The sequence below is a fragment of the Segatella cerevisiae genome (assembly GCF_024054555.1).
In the GTDB taxonomy this organism is placed as follows: Bacteria; Bacteroidota; Bacteroidia; order Bacteroidales; family Bacteroidaceae; genus Prevotella; species Prevotella cerevisiae.
This window is the reverse complement of the sequence record NZ_JAMXLY010000049.1, coordinates 1-18,488: the sequence shown is the minus strand read 5'-3', so window position 1 is coordinate 18,488 and position 18,488 is coordinate 1. Positions and strand designations below refer to the sequence as shown.

The window sequence follows — 18,488 nt, the reverse complement described above, 5'->3', positions numbered from 1 at the left end:
CATCGGGGAAGCGTTTTGAAAATTCTATCAGTTTCATTTTGACGAGGTTTTGATAATTGATGCAAAGGTAATGAATATCGGGGAATACTCAAAATTATTAATCACCCAATTGAGGATAATCATAAAAAATTATTATTCCTGCAGTTTCGTCAGAACGAAGAACATATATTCCCATGGGGTATCTGGAGGCGGGGACTGTTGTCTCTAATTCCGCTTTTGCTATTTATGGGGCTAAAACGTGGCTTTTCGGTTTGCTTGAGAGTAAGATGCACATGGCCTGGGTGAGGACTGTCGGAGGGAAATTAAAAACGGATTATCGCTATTCAGCCCAACTTTGTTATAATACATTTCCTTTTCCAAATCTCACGTCAGTAAAGCGTGATGCATTACAGTCTGCCGCAGAAAACGTACTTATTACGCGGGCAGGACACCCTGGAATGACCCTTGCGGAGATGTACGACCCAGACCGGATGCCGCATGATCTTCGCCAGGCGCACAATACATTGGATGATGTTGTGGACAGCTGTTATTCCGGTTATCCGTTCTCTTCTGACGATGCAAGGCTGGAATGTCTTTTTAGAATGTATGAAAAGTTAAATAACCAACAGCACCAGAAGGAAAAGAGTAGTGGAAAGGAAGTCAGAAATAAATAAGGTGAGGAGTTGTTAGATAGAGATATAGAGACTAATGATAGATATACAAAACAGAAATAATTTCGTGGATATACATTACGCTCAGACTGGAAAGTCGAGCAATGTGGATCAATTGGGCATGCGTGAGATGCAGGCTAAAGCTTATAAGCATAGAAACCAGCGTTTCCTTCTGATTAAAGCACCTCCTGCAAGTGGCAAAAGTCGCGCTTTAATGTTTATTGCATTGGATAAGTTGGTCCATCAGAATATCCGAAAGGTGGTGGTGGCTGTTCCGGAGAGGAGTATAGGTCGCTCGTTCAGGAATACGGCTTTGAAAAAGTTTGGTTTCTTTGCCGATTGGAAAGTAGCTCCGTATTTCAATTTATGCTCAGCAGGGGGCAATGAAAGTGACAAGGCGGGCAAATTCTGTGAATTCATGCATACTGCTGCAGGAAAAATTCTGCTATGTACCCATGCTACTCTCCGTAATGCGATGAAACAGTTGGAAGATGCTGATTGGGATAATTGTCTGCTTGCCATTGACGAGTTTCATCATACCAGTGCTGATGCTAATAGTGAATTGGGAGATATTGTACGTCGGGTGATGAATGGATCTACGGGTCATATCGTGGCGATGACTGGCAGCTACTTTCGTGGTGATGGTGTACCTGTATTGAGAGCCGAAGACGAGGCTCGTTTTTATCCCGTTACCTATAATTATTATCAGCAATTGAATGGATACAAGTATCTTAAGAATCTTGTTTTGGGCTATCATTTCTATAAAGGGGTATATCTGGATCACCTCAATGAAGTGCTGGACACCCATAGGAAGACCATTATACACATACCACCTGTGCAAAGCAGAGCTTCTACTGCTAAGGGGAAGTATGCAGAGACGGCAGAAATCAGACAATTGATAGGTGAAGAGGTCAAATATGATTACAATACTGGTATTTATACCCTGCGCACTTCCGATGGGAGATTGTTGAAAGTGGCCGATCTTGTGGAAGATAATGCCAAGACGCGAGATAGGGTCTATGATTATCTGAATAAAATTAGGCAGGCTGATGACTTGGATATTATTATTGCGCTGGGTACTGCTAAAGAGGGCTTTGACTGGGAATGGTGCGATACATGCCTTACGATAGGTGTGCGTGGTTCTTTGACGGAGGTAGTCCAGATTATCGGAAGGTGTACAAGGGACTGCAAAGGGAAAAGTACCGCACGCTTCATTAATATGATTGCCATGCCAGATGCTGATCAACCTGATGTGAAAGTAGCTGTCAACGATTTTCTAAAAGCCATTACCGCCTCCTTGCTTATGGAGCAAGTTATGGCTCCAAGCTGGCATTTCAAGACAGTTAAAGAAGAAACATCAGGTGATAATCCTCTTCGTACCGTTGTCGTGGAAGGTCTTAAGCCTCTTTCGAGTGCCAAGACAAGACAAATTGTGGAAGAGCAATTAGACGATTTGAAGGCGAGTATCCTTCAAGATGACATGGTTGTTAAAGCTATTAGTGGTAGCTCAACGGCTGAGGCTATTACCCAGCATTTGATACCTAAGGTGATCCGTGAGAAATATCCGGATTTGAACGAGGACGAAGTAGAAGAGGTACGGCAGCGGGTGCTGCTGGATACAGTTGTAAAAGGTAACGATATTGTAGATGAAAAAGGTAGTCCGGTGGACGTGTCCAAAATATCTGAAAATAGAGAAAATCAGGAAAGTGAGGGGAATCGATTGCTGAAATTGACTAATCGATTGATTAATATTGATCAATTGAATATTAATTTAATTGATACAATTAATCCGTTCCAACGTGCTTATGAAGTATTATCTAAGACGGTGGATACTGAAACATTGAAGATTATTCAAGATACGATAGCCGAGCAGAAATTTAATATGTCCATAGAAACGGCGGTCAAGTTGTTTAAAGGTCCTTTGAAAAAATGGATTGCCAACCATGGAGGACAGATACCTTCAATGAATGATCCTAATCCTCAGGCACGTGAGTTGGCTTATGCTTTTCAGAAAATAAAAAATCTCAAGATTCGCAAGATGATGGGATTGGAATATGAACCGAATAAGGATGAGTGATATGGAATGGCCAAAAGAACTATTGGAAATTTTTGAGGATGACTTGTTGGATGACGTTCATCCTAAAGTGGTACCACTTACAGCTGATGACAGGGAAGTAAAAACTTTGATGGAGATTACATCGTGGTCGGAGGCTAATGACCACAGGATGCCACGGGAAGACGGTAATAGCCTGAAAGAAAAAATGTTGGCTCGTGCGCTGAAGGCATTGAGGGAAGAGTCTAGCGGAAAATTAGCCGCATATGACCGTTTGAATCTTTTGAAAGAGAAAAAACAATGAATATAAAGAAAGAATTGGATGATATCTTGAATGATCCTCTCTTGAATATTTCTGATAGGGAAAAATCACTTTTTGAAATCCCTTCTGACATGAAGAAGGTTCAAGGAGAAAGAAACCAGCCTGATCACTATGCTCAACGAAAGGTATGCGAGGACTTTGCTCTTTATAAATCGGGTTTTGAACAGATACATCAAGACTTGAGGTGTGGAAGAAGGAGTCTGGTCAAGACCTCAAAGACCGACAGTATGGTGGTTGGCCGGTATTATGTAGTCGAAGGACAACTACTGCTCCTTCAACGCGTAGAAAATTATATTCAGGCTGCTAATGGGTTGAAAGATGGCCGTACAAGATGTATCATTGAAAACGGGACAGAAACGGATATCTTGCTGCAAACTCTCCGGAAGAATGTCATGGCTAATGGATATGCCGTTTCGGACACAGAAGAAGAAACGGGAAAATTACTGATGAATGCAGATTTCGTTTCAGGAAAGGATCAAGAGACAGGGTATATCTATGTCTTGAGTTCACTTTCTCAAAGACCGGAGATAGCCGGCAAAAAGGATTTGTATAAGATCGGTTTTACGACCCGCTCAGTCGAAGAAAGAATTGCTGGTGCAGCCGATGATCCGACTTATCTTATGTCACCGGTCAAAATAGTGGCGACTTACAAAATCGTAAATATGAACAGTCATGTATTGGAGACTTTGCTTCATCATGTCTTAGATGCCGTGCAGATGCAATTCTCAATTACGGACCAATCAGGCAAGTTGTACCACCCCCAAGAATGGTATGTGGTTCCGCTTGAAGTGATCAATACAATTATTGGAAAAATTAATGACGGCAGTATTACTAACTATACGTATAATGTCCAACAGCAATGCTTGGAGCAGATTGTCGTCAAAAATAGATCAACATTCAATACTAAGGGGATGAAGATTTTAAAACTTAGTATCAAGAAAATCTATTTTGACCAGATTATGAGAGGGGAGAAAGCAATTGAATATAGAGAATTGAAGCAGACGACTCTCAATAAATATACTTATATTGATGAAGATGATGGCAAGCGTTATTTAAGGAGATATGATGCACTCCGCCTTTGTGTGGGTTATCATAAGAACTGTGAGAGTGCGATTGTAGAAATTAAGGATATTATTTATAAGGAAGGTATGGTGGAATACCATCTTGGGCATATTTTTGAACATCTAGGTTCCGGAAAATAGATTTTTCTGGTAATGAGATATTTTTGCATTTTCCAACTAATATAATACTCTGTGAAGTAGAATTTAAATATGGAATTTGACTGGTCCCAATTATGTATATACATTTACGAATAATGAGTGTGTGAAACTTATGATTGAAGTCAACTGCCTATTAATTGGATCAGCACAACTTGATGAACTGTGATTCTTTGTTCTGAAAGGTTCAAAAATTCAGATATTTATTTTTGGCTTATAAATGGGAAATAGATCGACTAATTCCTGTAATTTTTATACTTTTATCTTTCGAGAAAGACAGCGCTATGTATCGAGAAAATCGGTGTCTTGTTTCTCGAAAGAGCCGGCTATGTTTCTCGAAACTACCAAATCGTTTTCTCAGGTATGCTAGCATCTTTATTTCCAGAGTAAACGGATTTTGTTCTTTCTTCAGAAATTACACGGATAAGTATTCTCTTTTCCGTTCTTTTTGGGAAAGGCGCCTCTTCTCGAAAGATCTATTATAGATGGACGGTATTTTTCCGTCCATCAATAGTATTTGCTGATGAATGTATTTTATCCTTGTCATTTGATAATGGTACAGAGATTCATCACGTCCTCTTCAAAAGTTTCCTTGTTCTTTGCTCTGTTCTTCGCAGAGGAACGGTAATTGTAGATCGTTTGCGGTGAGTAAAAGAGTAGGGCGGCTATTTCTGAACTTTCTTTGATTCCCAATCGTATCAAGGCATAGATGCGTTGCTCGGTGGTCATGGAATGACTGGCCGAATCTTTTTTTACGTTTTGAGGGTCATTCAGGAGGGCATTGAATTCGCCTACGAAAGTAGGATAGAGGTCCAGAAAGGCTTTGTCAAAACGGTTGATGAAGGTCGTGGCATCTTCCTCTGACAAACGGGACGATGAAATCGTACTGAGAAGTTCATTGACCTGATGGGCTTTGATTTTCCTTCTGACAAGATTCTGATATTTGCTGAGCCTGTCGATATATTTTGCACAGAGATCAATATAGAGTTTGGCGAGTCCCTCCCTTTTTCTGTTAGTGTCAAGTAGGGCACCGTTGAGGACATTCAAGCGTCTGTTGAGGCTGGTAAGTTGGGTGTTGTTTTCAGACAATTGTTTCCGGTGTTCAGTGAGAAGTTTGTTCTGTCTGAAAATGAAGACGATGGCGAAGAGGGAGATGATGACCAGAATGGAAATGATGAAAAGCGTGCCTTCCAGTTTCTTGTTGTTCGACTTCATCAGTTTCTCATAGGCAGATACGATAGTCGGCAGTTTCTGGGAGATCTCAAGTATTCTCAAACGGTTATTGTAGAATTTGGCATCTTCCAAGGCGATGTTGATATAACTGTCTGCTCGTTCGATATTATGCCTGCCCTTTTTGAACAGGAAGGTAGCGAGTTCCTGAAGGGCCAGATTCTCCCTTGTGTTGCACAAGGCATCGCCGATGCAGGCACGGATCAGATAGGTCTCGTATTTGCTGATGTTGTGATGCGCGCTGTAGTTGTTGGCTATGGCGAAACAGGCCATGGCATAGTAGCGGGAAGTCTCTTTTTGATGTTGTATGGTTTTGAAATAATACTTCAAGGCTTTCTGGTCATTACGTTCCACGTAGACATAGTATTCCCCGTGGTAAAAATCGTATTCCGGCATGTTCCGCGTCAAGTACGGCATGGCACTCTTGAGGCTCGAAGCGGCAATGGCACGGTATTGGGGTGCATAATAGTTGTCGTTGCAATAGTCGCTCCAATAGGAATAGAGTGTGAATCGGGTCATATAATATTGGAATCGTAATTTCGGACTGATCTGATTCACGTTGATGGAATTGAGGATGTTGAAAGCCTCGCTGTACAGACCTCCGATTCCGAAAAGTTGGACCTTCCGGAGTTGGTTCTGGATTTCATGATTGGTGTCATGGATCTGCTGGGAGAGTTGGAGGGCTTTGTTGACATAGATCTTTGCGGAATCAAATTGGTAGACATAGTACTCATTGTAGAGGAGTTCATATAATTTGAGGAGTTCTTCAGGTTCGTGACAGATGGCAGCATAGTTCTTCAGCATTTTGAGATGCTGCTGCTTGGCCGTATCATAAACCTCACGGTGGGCCAGAATATGATCCAACCGCAATAAGAGTTTGTCATTTGTCGCCGATGCCGGTGAAAGCATGAATAGGCTGGTAAGTAGAATGAAAAATAGGTTCTTAAACATGTTTATCTGATATTTCTGCAAATATAATTAAAAAATTGGTAATATTATATACCTACTTCGGCTTTTTTTGTTTTTTGTTAAAATTATTGGTTTTCAATAGATTATAGGAACATCCGAAATTATATTATCTACTGATATCCTACTTTTGAGGTTAATCAGGGAGATAAACGACTATTTTTGCATCGAAACCTAAATAAACGTAAACATATCTTTATATGAACATCTTTAAACAATTAGTAAAAAGAATGATGTTCTGTTGCGTAGGCCTTCTGCTACCTTTATGCCTATTAGCCCAGAACATTAAAATCCATGGTGTTGTCAAAGACGAAACCGGTGAACCTATTATAGGGGCATCTGTGATGCAGAAGGGTACGACGAATGCAACTGTCACCGATTTGGATGGCAATTTCGACATGACTGTACCTTCTGATGGAACGATCACGATTACCTATTTGGGTTATGCCACGAAAAATGTGGCAGTCAACGGCAGGCAGAATCTTGACATTGCCCTTACTCAGAATAGTAAGCAACTCAATGAGGTCGTGGTCATCGGCTATGGTACGATGAGGAAGAGCGACTTGACTGGGTCTATCGGTTCTTTGGACTCAAAGAAGTTGAATGACCAACCTGTCGCAAACATCGGTCAGGCATTACAAGGTAAGGTGGCAGGCCTCCAAGTTGTTGATGCCGGTAAACCTGGTGACAATGTGTCCATTAAGATCAGAGGACTGGGCTCCATCAACAACAGTGACCCACTTGTCGTCATAGACGGTGTTCCGACTGATTTAGGACTCAACAGTTTGAATATGGCAGATGTCGACAGGGTGGATGTCTTGAAAGACGCCTCTGCTACCGCCATCTATGGTTCTCGTGGTGCCAATGGTGTCATTATGATTACCACAAAGAAAGGAAAGAACGGCGTTGGCCACCTCTCTCTGAGTGCCAATTTCTCTTTCCAGAATGCAACGAAAAAACCGTCTCTTCTCAATTCTGCCCAGTATGCAGAACTGAATAATGAGATGATGGCTAATGCCGGTTATGACCAGAACCCTTTGTGGATCAATCCCGAATCACTGGGGAATGGGACCAATTGGGTCGATGAAGTTTTCCGGACCGGTTATCTGCAAAACTATACCTTGAGTTATTCCGGTGGCTCTGACAATGCCCATTATTATGTATCCGGAGGTTTCCTCGATCAGACAGGAACAGTGAAAAGCATCAGCTACCGTAGGTACACCTTTCAGATCAACACCGATGCACAGGTCCTGAAATGGCTGAAGTTCTCCAATAATCTTACGGTCAGTGCCGATGTCAAGAAACAGGGCAGTTATGACTTGGGGAGTACCTATCGCGCACTTCCGGTCTTCCCTGTCAAGGATGATAACGGCGAGTGGTCAGGCCCTGAAGGCAACGCTTTGTGGTACGGTTCTACAAGGAACCCTGTAGGACCACTGACAACTGACCAGAATAAGACGAACGGCTATAATCTTCTCGGGAACATAACCGGAGAAATCAGTTTCACAAAAGACCTGAAATTCAAGAGTACCCTGGGCATTGATGCCAAGTTCTGGTACATTGACAGTTTCACGCCGGCTTATGACTGGAAACCTATCCCTACGGAAGAAAGTTCCAGATATAAGAGCGACAATAAGGCTTTTACCTATCTGTGGGATAATTATTTCCTCTACGACCATACTTTTGCAAGCAAGCATCACGTGTCCCTGATGGCAGGTACATCTGCTCAATGGAATGACAATGATTACCTGAATGCGCAGAAGAACATCTTTGCCTTCGAGAATGTCCATGAAATGGATAACGGCGAGAAGATGTATGCCATTGGAGGCAATGAGTCTGAGTGGGCTTTGTTCTCCTATATGGCACGTGCCAATTACGATTATTGCAACCGTTACCTCCTCACGGCGACAATCCGTAAGGATGGCTCCAGCCGCTTCGGACGCAATCACCGCTGGGGGACATTCCCTTCAGTGTCTTTGGCATGGCGGCTCACGGAGGAACCTTGGTACAAGCAGAATGAATTGCTCAACGACTTGAAGATCCGTATGGGCTATGGCGTCACCGGTAGTCAGGCGAGTGTAGGCGATTACAGTTATATGGCTACTTATAATACTAGCGTCTATCCTTTCGGTACAGCCGGGAATGAGCAGACGGCTTTGATCTCCACTACTCTGGCTAACCCGAATATTCATTGGGAGCAGGTCGCCCAGGCAAATATCGGCTTTGACGCGACGATGTTCCATTCCCGCATCAATCTTTCTGTGGATGCTTATCTCAAGAAGACGACGGACATGCTCGTAAAGGCTTCGATCCCTATCACTTCCGGTTTTGAAGACACCAGTACCACTTATACCAATGCGGGCAAGGTGACGAACAAAGGTGTGGAGTTGACTTTGCATACTGTCAACCTCAAAGGCATCCTGGGTTGGGAGACCAACTTGTCTTATACTTATAATAAGAACAAGATCGATGATTTGAACAGCGCCACGCCTTTCTACATCAATCAGATCAACAATTCCTATGTCACGATGTTGTCCAAAGGCTATCCGATCAATGTGTTCTACGGCTATGTCACTGACGGTGTTTTCCAGAATGCGAAGGATGTACAGGATCATGCTTATCAGGCCGGTGCACAACCCGGTGATATCCGTTTCAAGGATTTGAACAATGATGGCGTCATCAATGATGATGACCGTACTGTCATCGGCAACCCGAATCCAACTCATCTGTTTTCAATGAGCAATGTCCTGTCGTGGAAAGGATTCGAACTGAACATCTATCTTCAGGGTGTTGCCGGCAATAAGATCTTCAATGCCAATAAGATTGACCTGACAGGCATGTCTGCTGCTTACAACCAGTTGACTGATGTCCTCTCTCGTTGGCATGGCGAGGGTACCAGCAATGTGATGCCTCGTGCAGTCTATGGCGACCCTAATGGCAACAACCGTATTTCCGACCGATATGTGGAGAGCGGGTCTTATCTCCGTCTGAAGACCATCTCCCTCTCTTACGACTTCCCGAAACAGTGGTTGAAATACTTGACTGTCGAGGGGGCGAGACTGACGCTGTCTTGTGAGAATGTGGCTACGATAACAGGTTATTCCGGGTTCGACCCGGAAGTGGGAGTCAATGGCATTGACTTGTCCAGTTACCCTGTTTCAAGAACATTCAATGTTGGTTTAAATATTAACTTCTAATATGGCATCATGAAAAAGTTATCGATTTTCAGTATATTAATTCTGATGGCCTTGACCATTACCTCTTGTGGAGATAGTTTTCTGGACAAGGACCCTAAGAACACAGTAGACCCGGAGACCAGTGTCACTGACTCTGTGGCCGTAGCCATGGCTAATGGCTGTTATAGAACGCTCCAGTCTTCAAATATGTACAATCAGCGTTTATGGACGCTGGATATTGTCGCAGGCAACAGTATCGTCGGTGCCGGTGGGGGTACGGACGGCTTGGAAACCGTGCAGGCTTCTAATTTCACTGAGGGCAGCGATAATGGAATGGCTCTCTACATGTGGCGCTCACCTTGGGTGGGTATAGGCCAGTGCAATATTCTGATCAAGGATCTTGAGGGCAAGGATATGGATGCTTTGCAGAAACGTTGCCTGGGGGAGGCTTATTTCCTCCGTGCTCATTATTACTATATCCTCGTGCGTCTCTATGGTGGTGTTCCTCTTCGTCTGGAACCTTATAATCCCGGTGATCCTACGGCAATCGCCCGCTCTTCTGCAACTGATGTTTACAAGCAGATCCAGTCTGATTGCCAGAAAGCCATCGATATCCTGCCGGCCAAGAGTGAATATGACAGTCGGAATGTGGGACGTGCTTCCAAAGACGCGGCCTTGACGATGATGGCTGACATGTATTTGACGCTGGCACCTGATCATCCTGAATATTACCAGCATGTCGTCAACCTCTGTGATTCCGTGACTGCTCTCGGCTATGACTTGAGCAAATGTGATTATGCTTCCAACTTTGACGCAAAGGTCAACAACGGTCCTGAATCTATCTTTGAAGTGCAATTCAGTGGGGATACCCAATACGATTTCTGGGGAAGTAATCCTCAGTCGAGTTGGCTGTCCACTTTCATGGGTCCTCGCAATTCCGATTTCGTAGCCGGTTGCTACGGCTGGAATCAGCCTACGCAGGAATTCATGGATCAATGGGAGCCGGGTGACAAGCGCAAGGACATCACGGTCTTGTATGACGGTTGCCCAGACTTTGATGGAAAGGCTTATAAGAGTTCTTATTCTTATACCGGTTATAACGTGAGAAAGTTCTTGGTCTCCAAGAGCATTTCTCCTGAGTATAATACCTCTCCTGCCAATTTCATCGTCTACCGTTATGCTGACATTCTGTTGATGAAGGCTGAGGCACTCAATGAAATGGGTGAAACGGCTCAGGCTGCAGTTCCTCTCAATATTGTCCGCAAGCGAGCAGGATTGGATGCTGTATCCGGTCTCACACAGTCTGAAATGCGTGACAAGATCATCCATGAGCGCCGGATGGAATTTGCCTTTGAAGGGTACCGGTGGTTCGATATGATCCGCTTGGATCACGGCAATTATGCCTTGAAGTTCCTCAAGTCCATCGGCAAGACCAATGTGACCAAGGAGCGGCTGCTCTTCCCAATCCCTCAAACGGAAATGGATGCCAATCCGCTTATGAAACAGAATCCAGGTTATTAATCAAAGAGATATCATCATGAAAAAATATATTTTCGGTCTTCTTGGCATACTTCTGGGAGGTTTCGCCCTCTCAGGATGTACCGACCAGGACTATGAACAGTTGGATAAAGGGTCTGACCGACTCACCCTGACCGCTGCACAGGAAGCGGATACTCTGGCTGAAATCAACCATGCCAACAACGCGGTCACGCTGAATTGGACAACAGGGAATAATGCAGGTACAGGGAACAAGATCGGTTATCGACTCGAATTGGCTAAGGCGGGGACAAACTTCGCTGAACCTTATACTGCGCTGGCTGACGAGACTCAGGTCTACACTTGGAGCATCAATGTGGAAAACCTCAATAGCCTCATCCTTGACAAATTTGGTGGAACAGTGGGTAAACCTACGGCTGTCGATGCCCGTATCAGTGCCATTGTGCCTGGTGTGGATGAAGTGCAGACTGATTCGCTGACTTTCCATGCGACGCCTTACCAACCTGTGACGACTACGCTTTATCTGCTTGGCGATGCTGCTCCAAACGGCTGGAGTGCGGACAATGCTGAAGCAATGACTCGGACTGACAACGGTATCTTCACTTGGGAAGGTAATCTCAAGGCCGGAAATCTGAAATTCATCACGACGCTCGGACAATTCCTGCCGTCTTACAGCAAGGGCACTGACGGACTCGCTTTCCTGCGCACCAGCGACACTCAGCCCGATGGTCAGTGGAAGGTCACTGAGGAACATTATTATAAGGTGACGGCAAATCTCCTGACTGGGGAAGTATCGTTGACTCAGGAGGAAGGCAATAAACCGCCTTACGATTTTATCTATTTCGTTGGCGATATGACTGGCTGGAGCTTTGAGAAGATGACTCAGGATCCGCTGGACAACTTCCTCTTCCGCTATGGACATTATTTCGACCAAGGAGGTACATTCAAGTTCGGTACTGCTGAAAACAGTTGGGAAAATATGTACAAGGCAACTCAGGACAATGCGCCTTACACGGATACGTCTATGGAATTGGTATCCGGGTTTACGCCTGACTATAAGTGGAATGTTACGGACAGCGAGACCGGCAAGGCTTATAAGGTCTGCGTGGATATCAGAAAGGGCAAGGAGCGTATGATGATGCGTGAGTTCACGCCTTATACGATGGTTTATCTGGTAGGCGACGCTTCGCCAAGCGGATGGGACATCGCAAATGCTGCACCGATGACGGTTACTGACAGCCCTTATATCTTTACTTGGACCGGCACTCTTAATGCAGGTGAATTGAAGTTCTCCTGTGACCGTCAGGCTGATTGGATGGGCGCCTGGTTCCTGTGCGCTGCAGGTGATGATGTAGAACCTACAGGTCAAACTGAAAAGGCCTTGTTCGTCAATAAGAGTGACGACTATCTGAAAGCTGAATATAAGGATGTTGATATTTCCGGCATTGACCAGAAATGGAAAATAACAACTTCCGGGACTTATACGATCACCCTTAACCAACTTGAGGAAACGGTCTCCATCGTCAAACAATAGTTCACTGTATCATAATGAAAACAAATATGAAAATGATTCCTATATTAATGGCTGTTCCGCTGCTTTTCCTGTCCTGCAGCAGTGACAATGACACTTTTGACAGTTCTCATATCGAGACGCTCCAACCGGCTGTTCACTTGGTATCTGACTTGAAAGTGGATATGAATACGGACAAGGCGTTTTACAAACCTGGAGGAACTGTGACTTTTACGGCTACCGGCACGATTCCTGCAGGCGCCAAGATTCGTTACCGCTCGGGTGAAGAAGTCGTAGGGACGGCTGACTTGACCGGCAATACTTGGACTTGGAAAGTTCCTGCAACTGACTATAAAGGTTATCTGGCTGACATCTATACTCAGGACAATGACTCGACGGAAACAGTCTATGGGACCGTCGGCATTGATGTCTCAGGAAACTGGGCAAAATATCCCCGCTATGGGTTCGTGTCTTCCTATGATGACAGTAAGACCCATTCTGTCATTCAGAATGAAATGGGCTTCCTTAACCGCTGCCATATTAATGGTATACAGTTTTATGACTGGCACTACAAGCATCATTGGCCTCTGGGGGGCACTCGTGGCAATCTGATGGACAGTTATACGGACATCGCTAACCGTACGATCAAGACGAGTGTCATCAAGGACTATATCGCTACCCAACATGCTTATGGCATGAAGGCAATGTTCTATAATCTGTGTTATGGCGCGCTGGACGATGCCGCTCAGGATGGCGTCAGCGACAAATGGCATATCTATGATGATACCGGGCATGCGACGATGGACAAACTCACGATGCCTGCCGGTTGGAAGAGCAATATCAATTTGATAGATCCTGCCAACGTGAGCTGGCAGAACTATCTGGCTGACCGTAATGATGATGTCTATGCCAGTCTGGATTTTGACGGTTATCATATCGATCAAGTCGGAGACCGGGGGACTGTCTATGATTACTATGGCAGCAAACTGAATCTGACGGATGGCTTTGCCTCTTTCATTAAGAAGATGAAGTCCCGTCAGCCGAATAAGAGTTTGGTGATGAATGCGGTCTCTAATTTCGGCTCACAGCAGATTGCTGAGACCCGTGATGTTGACTTCCTGTATTCTGAATTGTGGGGCGGTGAATCGAAGTTCAGTGATTTGCTGACGATCCTGAAAACCAATCAGGCTTACAGTGACAGTCTGGGGCAGGTTTATGCCGCCTATATGGATTATAACAGTACTAAATCGGAATTCAATACACCGGGTATACTGCTGACTGATGCTGTAATGTTCGCTATCGGCGCTGATCACCTGGAACTGGGCGATCACATGCTGTGCAACGAATATTTCCCGAATGCCAAATTGAGTATGAGTGATGCCTTGAAAACGGCGATTGTCCACTACTATGATTTCTTCACGGCCTATGAGAATCTTCTCAGGGATAAAGGCAGTCAGAACTTTGACGGCATATATAGTGGGAACAGTGGCGTTACAGTCAACAACTGGCCACCGCAGTTGAATACCGTGACTGCTTATTCGAAAGAGGTCAATGGCAAGAAAGTCATCAATCTCCTGAATTTTGTCAAGGCAAACAGTTTGAGTTGGCGTGACCTGGATGGTTCCATGCCTGAGCCGGAGACGATCAGTTCCCTATCTTTAGGCGTCCGTGCTTCTTCTGTCAAGAAGGTGTGGGTGGCTTCTCCTGACTATTGCGGAGGTGCGCCTCAGCAACTTCAGTTCAAGCAGCAGGGCGATTATGTCGTGTTCACTGTTCCTTCATTGAAATACTGGACAATGGTTGTAATTGAGAAATAAACAAAGTTAGAAAAGAGATGAAAAAACTATTAAGGGTAATTCTTGCTCTGCTGATTTTCTTTCCCGGCATGATGAATGCCCAGACTGTAAAATCGCCGAACGGGAAGGTATGGGTGAAATTTTCACTTACAGGAAACGGCGTCCCGACTTATGAGATGTTCTATAAGCATAAGACGGTCATCAAACCGAGTCACTTGGGATTGGAACTGGCTAAGAACCGGCGCTCCTCCAAGGGCATGGATGAGACGAATCTGATGGATGGTTTCACAGAGACGGCTGTCCATGACTCGACATTCGATGAAACGTGGAAACCGGTCTGGGGAGAAACCTCCACCATCCGGAACCACTACAATGAGATGGCTGTCAACCTTTATCAGAAGTCGAGTAACCGCCACATTGTCATCCGCTTCCGTGTCTACGATTATGGTATGGGACTGAGATACGAGTTCCCACAGCAGGCTGACCTGAATTATTTCATCATCAAGGAAGAGCATACCCAGTTTGCCATGACGGGTGACCATATGGCTTACTGGCTTCCCGGTGATTATGACACACAGGAGTATGAAACTCAGATATCCCGACTTTCGCAAATCCGCAGTAAGATGAAATCGGCAGTGGGATGGAACGTCTCTCAGACGCTATTCTCACCGACTGGGGTGCAAACTGCCCTTCAGATAAAGACGGACAATGGGCTGTACATCAATATCCATGAGGCTGCCTGCGTGAACTATCCGACGATGAGCCTGAACCTCGATGACAAGAATTTCGTCTTTGAGTCTTGGTTGACTCCTGATGCCGAGGGCTTGAAAGGCTATGTCCAGACACCGTTCAACACGCCTTGGCGGACAGTCCTGGTCAGTGATGATGCTAGGGATATGCTGTCCTGCAAATTGACCCTGAATCTGAACGAACCTTGCAAGTTGGAAGATACTTCCTGGATACACCCGATCAAATACTGCGGCGTATGGTGGGAGATGATTGTCGGAGCAAAGTCATGGAGTTATACCAACGATCTGCCCTCTGTAAAACTCGGTGTCACGGACTATTCGAAATGCAAACCTAACAATACGCATGGTGCCAACAATGCCGAGGTCCGTAAATACATCGACTTTGCTGCGAAGAACCACTTGGACGAAGTCCTCGTTGAAGGTTGGGATCAAGGCTGGGAAGACTGGTTCGGACATAGCAAGGATGATGTCTTCGACTTTGTGACGCCTTATCCCGATTTCGATATCAAAGCTTTGAATGACTATGCACATTCAAAGGGCGTGAAAATCATGATGCATCACGAAACGAGTTCTTCGACCCGGAATTATGAACGTCATTTGGAAGCTGCCTATGACCTGATGAACAAATATGGTTATGACGCTGTGAAGAGCGGTTATGTGGGGGACATCATCCCTCGTGGCGAGCATCACTATAGCCAGTTTATCAATAACCACTATCTGTATTGCGTTACTGAGGCTGCCAAACACCATATCATGGTCAATGCCCATGAGGCTGTTCGTCCTACAGGACTTTGCAGGACATATCCTAACATGGTCGCCAACGAGAGCGCCAGAGGTACTGAATATGAGGCTTCAGGTGGCAATGCGCCTTATCATACCGTCATCCTCCCGTTCACTCGTCTGCAGGGTGGTCCTATGGACTATACGCCGGGAATCTTTGAAACGAGGTTGAGCACATGGACCAATAATAAGAACTATGTGCATACGACTATTGTAGGGCAACTTGCACTTTACATGGTGATGTACAGTCCGCTGCAGATGTTGGCCGATACGCCTGAAAACTATGCCAAATACGATGATGCCCTGCAGTTTATCCGTGATGTGCCTTTGGATTGGGCTGAGTCTAAGTATCTGGAAGCAGAACCGGCGAAGTACATTACTGTAGCCAGGAAGGCGAAGAACAGCAACAACTGGTTTATCGGTGGAAAATGTGACCAGGACGGGCACCAGTCGACGATCAAACTCAATTTCCTGGATAAGGGGCGGAAATACAAGTGCACGATCTATGCTGATGCTTCGAATGCAGACTACGAGAAGAATCCTGAGGCTTATACGATCCTGCACCGGACCGTCAAGAAGGGCGATACCTTGACACTCAAGGAAGCCAGAGGCGGCGGTTTTGCAGTATCTTTGTTTGCTGAATAATAATTAGTGGAAAAATATTCTTTATAACGGGGAAGCGGAAAGATGTTGTTCCCGTTATAAAGGATTTAGAAGGTTTCTCATTTTGTCTAGTTTCTTTAGCAAGGAGTATGGGTGTCGATAATTACTATAGTTAATATAAATATCTGAAAAATAAATAGTATAAATGATTAAATATGAATAAATAATTTCGATTTTCTTTTATGTCATCAACTAATATGCCATAAAAAATAGATTTGGAAGATTTGGCAAATATCGTTTTGTCGTTTTGGTTTCTGAATAGGTTAAAGAATTCTACTCTTTTGAAAATAAGGAAAGTGATTCGTCTTGTCCTTATTATCTTAGTGAAAATGAAATATGTTCTGCTGGTAATCAACAGTTCATGATACGAATCTAATACCAAATTAAAGAATAATTAATATCTAATCTTATGGAAAAAACAAAATTAAAATACTTTTTATGGGTATGTGTCGTAGGAATTCTTAGTTTTCTGGCTATTCCTTCCTTTGCCCAAAACATGATTACTGGTACGGTCAAGGATGATAAGGGTGACCCTGTCATTGGAGCAAGTGTTGTCGTTAAAGGAAATCGGTCTATCGGCACGGTTACAGATTTGGATGGTAAGTATACTCTCAATCATATAGAGAAAGGAACCATTTTGGTCTTTTCTTACATTGGATATACTAATCGGGAAGTTACAGTTGGGAGCAATTCTGAAATTAATGTCACAATGAAAACTGACAATAAGCAACTTGATGAAGTCGTTGTTGTCGGTTATGCAGTAGGTACAAAGCGTACAGTTTCTGGTGCAGTCCAAAGAGTTGGACAGGAAGACATGAATAAAGGTGTTGTAACTAGTGCTGCTGATGCATTGAAAGGCAAAGTGAGTGGTGTGGTTATCAGTCAAAGTGGAGGTGATCCCATGGGGACAACAAATATTCGTATTCGTGGTACGGCTTCACTTTCTGGAGGAAATGATCCATTGGTAATTATTGATGGCGTCTATGCAGACATGAATCTGTTTAATGCCTTACAACCTGGTGATATTGAGAGCATGACCATATTAAAGGATGCTTCAGAGACAGCCCAATATGGTTCGCGTGGAGCCGCTGGTGTAATCGTCGTAACAACCACTCATGGAAAGAACGGACATTCAGAAATTACTTATAATGGTACGTTCGGTATTAATTCAGTTTATAAGAATCTTAATATGTTGAGTGCAGATCAATACCGCCAAACTGCAAAGGATTTGGGACTTACTTTTACAGATTTAGGTGAGAATACAAATTGGTTGGATGAAGTAGAGCGTTCCGGAGGTATTACTACGAACCAAAATGTGGCTTTTTCTTCTGGAAATGCAAATGGAAATTATCGGGCTAGCCTCGGCTATGTAGAACGTCAAGGTGCTTTGAAAAACTCTGAAATGCAAAATTATACTGTAAAATTGGACGCTACCCAGTTCTCCTTCAATAATAGACTAAAACTTGATCTGGGAGTGTTTGGTAGCGAACGTGATGGTCGACCTCAATATGATATGCAAAAAATGTTTTATTCCGCAGCAGCCTATAATCCTACTTATCCAAATTATAAGAATGTTACAACTGGTGAGTGGGACGAGGATATGATGGCAAATGAGATTTATAATCCGTTGGGACAATTGGAAATCGTGGATAAATATAATGTGAGTTCACTAAATACACATGGAAAACTAACATGGAGGATTATAGATGGTCTGTCTTTGAGCGCTTTTGGCAGTTATACAAAATTGAATCTTTATAATACTCCCCAATTTTAGTACAGGTGCTAAAGTTAAAGAATATTGTTTATCTTTGCACTAAGTAAGAAAGGAACAGAAATGGGAAGAAGAAGTAAGTTTGAACCAAGTTTTAAGGCAAAGGTA

At 44.0% G+C, this 18,488-nt stretch carries 10 protein-coding genes and 1 pseudogene; 10 read left to right on the top strand and 1 reads right to left on the bottom strand.

Translation table 11 applies throughout. The annotated features are described in order from the left end of the window. Positions 1–128 precede the first annotated feature (128 nt). Genes NG821_RS10840 through NG821_RS10825 form a run of 4 tightly spaced genes read left to right on the top strand, consistent with a single transcriptional unit; the run spans position 129 to position 4,227 of the window. A complete protein-coding gene (locus NG821_RS10840; protein WP_317233089.1) occupies positions 129–653 on the top strand; it encodes a type IIL restriction-modification enzyme MmeI in 525 nt (174 codons plus the stop codon). 34 nt (positions 654–687) lie between these two features. Then, positions 688–2,727 carry a DEAD/DEAH box helicase gene (locus NG821_RS10835; RefSeq protein WP_252761681.1) on the top strand — a complete coding sequence of 680 codons (2,040 nt, stop codon included), beginning with the start codon at positions 688–690 and terminating at the stop codon, positions 2,725–2,727. A 1-nt stretch (position 2,728) separates the two neighbouring features. Then, complete coding sequence (locus NG821_RS10830) at positions 2,729–3,007, top strand: hypothetical protein (RefSeq protein WP_252761680.1); 279 nt, start codon at positions 2,729–2,731, stop codon at positions 3,005–3,007. Continuing rightward, positions 3,004–4,227: a GIY-YIG nuclease family protein gene (locus tag NG821_RS10825; protein ID WP_252761679.1), complete on the top strand. Its 1,224-nt coding sequence runs from the start codon at positions 3,004–3,006 to the stop codon at positions 4,225–4,227. The genes NG821_RS10830 and NG821_RS10825 overlap by 4 nt, the downstream gene beginning before the upstream one ends. Positions 4,228–4,785: 558 nt before the next feature. Here NG821_RS10825 and NG821_RS10820 read toward each other — a convergent pair. Then, complete coding sequence (locus NG821_RS10820) at positions 4,786–6,423, bottom strand: DUF6377 domain-containing protein (protein WP_252761678.1); 1,638 nt, start codon at positions 6,421–6,423, stop codon at positions 4,786–4,788. A 215-nt stretch (positions 6,424–6,638) separates the two neighbouring features. Between NG821_RS10820 and NG821_RS10815 the strand changes: the two genes are divergently transcribed. The 6 genes and pseudogenes from NG821_RS10815 to NG821_RS10790 form a co-directional block, all read left to right on the top strand. Further along, positions 6,639–9,635 carry a SusC/RagA family TonB-linked outer membrane protein gene (locus tag NG821_RS10815; protein ID WP_394802086.1) on the top strand — a complete coding sequence of 999 codons (2,997 nt, stop codon included), beginning with the start codon at positions 6,639–6,641 and terminating at the stop codon, positions 9,633–9,635. Positions 9,636–9,644: 9 nt separating this feature from the next. After that, a complete protein-coding gene (locus tag NG821_RS10810; protein WP_252761677.1) occupies positions 9,645–11,135 on the top strand; it encodes a RagB/SusD family nutrient uptake outer membrane protein in 1,491 nt (496 codons plus the stop codon). Positions 11,136–11,151: 16 nt separating this feature from the next. Then, positions 11,152–12,645 (top strand): SusF/SusE family outer membrane protein, encoded by a 1,494-nt coding sequence (locus tag NG821_RS10805; protein ID WP_252761676.1) that lies wholly within the window; start codon positions 11,152–11,154, stop codon positions 12,643–12,645. A gap of 26 nt (positions 12,646–12,671) precedes the next feature. After that, the gene (locus tag NG821_RS10800; protein WP_252761675.1) at positions 12,672–14,438 is read left to right on the top strand and encodes an endo-dextranase; all 1,767 of its coding nucleotides are present in this window, start codon (positions 12,672–12,674) and stop codon (positions 14,436–14,438) included. A gap of 17 nt (positions 14,439–14,455) precedes the next feature. Then, complete coding sequence (locus NG821_RS10795; protein ID WP_252761674.1) at positions 14,456–16,591, top strand: glycoside hydrolase family 97 protein; 2,136 nt, start codon at positions 14,456–14,458, stop codon at positions 16,589–16,591. A gap of 427 nt (positions 16,592–17,018) precedes the next feature. Then, positions 17,019–18,362 (top strand): annotated as a pseudogene (locus tag NG821_RS10790) (SusC/RagA family TonB-linked outer membrane protein); the annotation flags it as partial. Between the last annotated feature and the right edge of the window lie 126 nt (positions 18,363–18,488).

Excerpts from the sequence above, each read along its gene's own strand:
- NG821_RS10815 (WP_394802086.1), top strand. The coding sequence starts at position 6,639 with ATGAACATCTTTAAACAATTAGTAAAAAGAATGATGTTCTGTTGCGTA.
- NG821_RS10820 (WP_252761678.1), bottom strand. The coding sequence starts at position 6,423 with ATGTTTAAGAACCTATTTTTCATTCTACTTACCAGCCTATTCATGCTT.
- NG821_RS10830 (WP_252761680.1), top strand. The coding sequence starts at position 2,729 with ATGGAATGGCCAAAAGAACTATTGGAAATTTTTGAGGATGACTTGTTG.
- NG821_RS10805 (WP_252761676.1), top strand. The coding sequence starts at position 11,152 with ATGAAAAAATATATTTTCGGTCTTCTTGGCATACTTCTGGGAGGTTTC.
- NG821_RS10825 (WP_252761679.1), top strand. The coding sequence starts at position 3,004 with ATGAATATAAAGAAAGAATTGGATGATATCTTGAATGATCCTCTCTTG.
- NG821_RS10835 (WP_252761681.1), top strand. The coding sequence starts at position 688 with ATGATAGATATACAAAACAGAAATAATTTCGTGGATATACATTACGCT.
- NG821_RS10810 (WP_252761677.1), top strand. The coding sequence starts at position 9,645 with ATGAAAAAGTTATCGATTTTCAGTATATTAATTCTGATGGCCTTGACC.
- NG821_RS10795 (WP_252761674.1), top strand. The coding sequence starts at position 14,456 with ATGAAAAAACTATTAAGGGTAATTCTTGCTCTGCTGATTTTCTTTCCC.
- NG821_RS10800 (WP_252761675.1), top strand. The coding sequence starts at position 12,672 with ATGAAAATGATTCCTATATTAATGGCTGTTCCGCTGCTTTTCCTGTCC.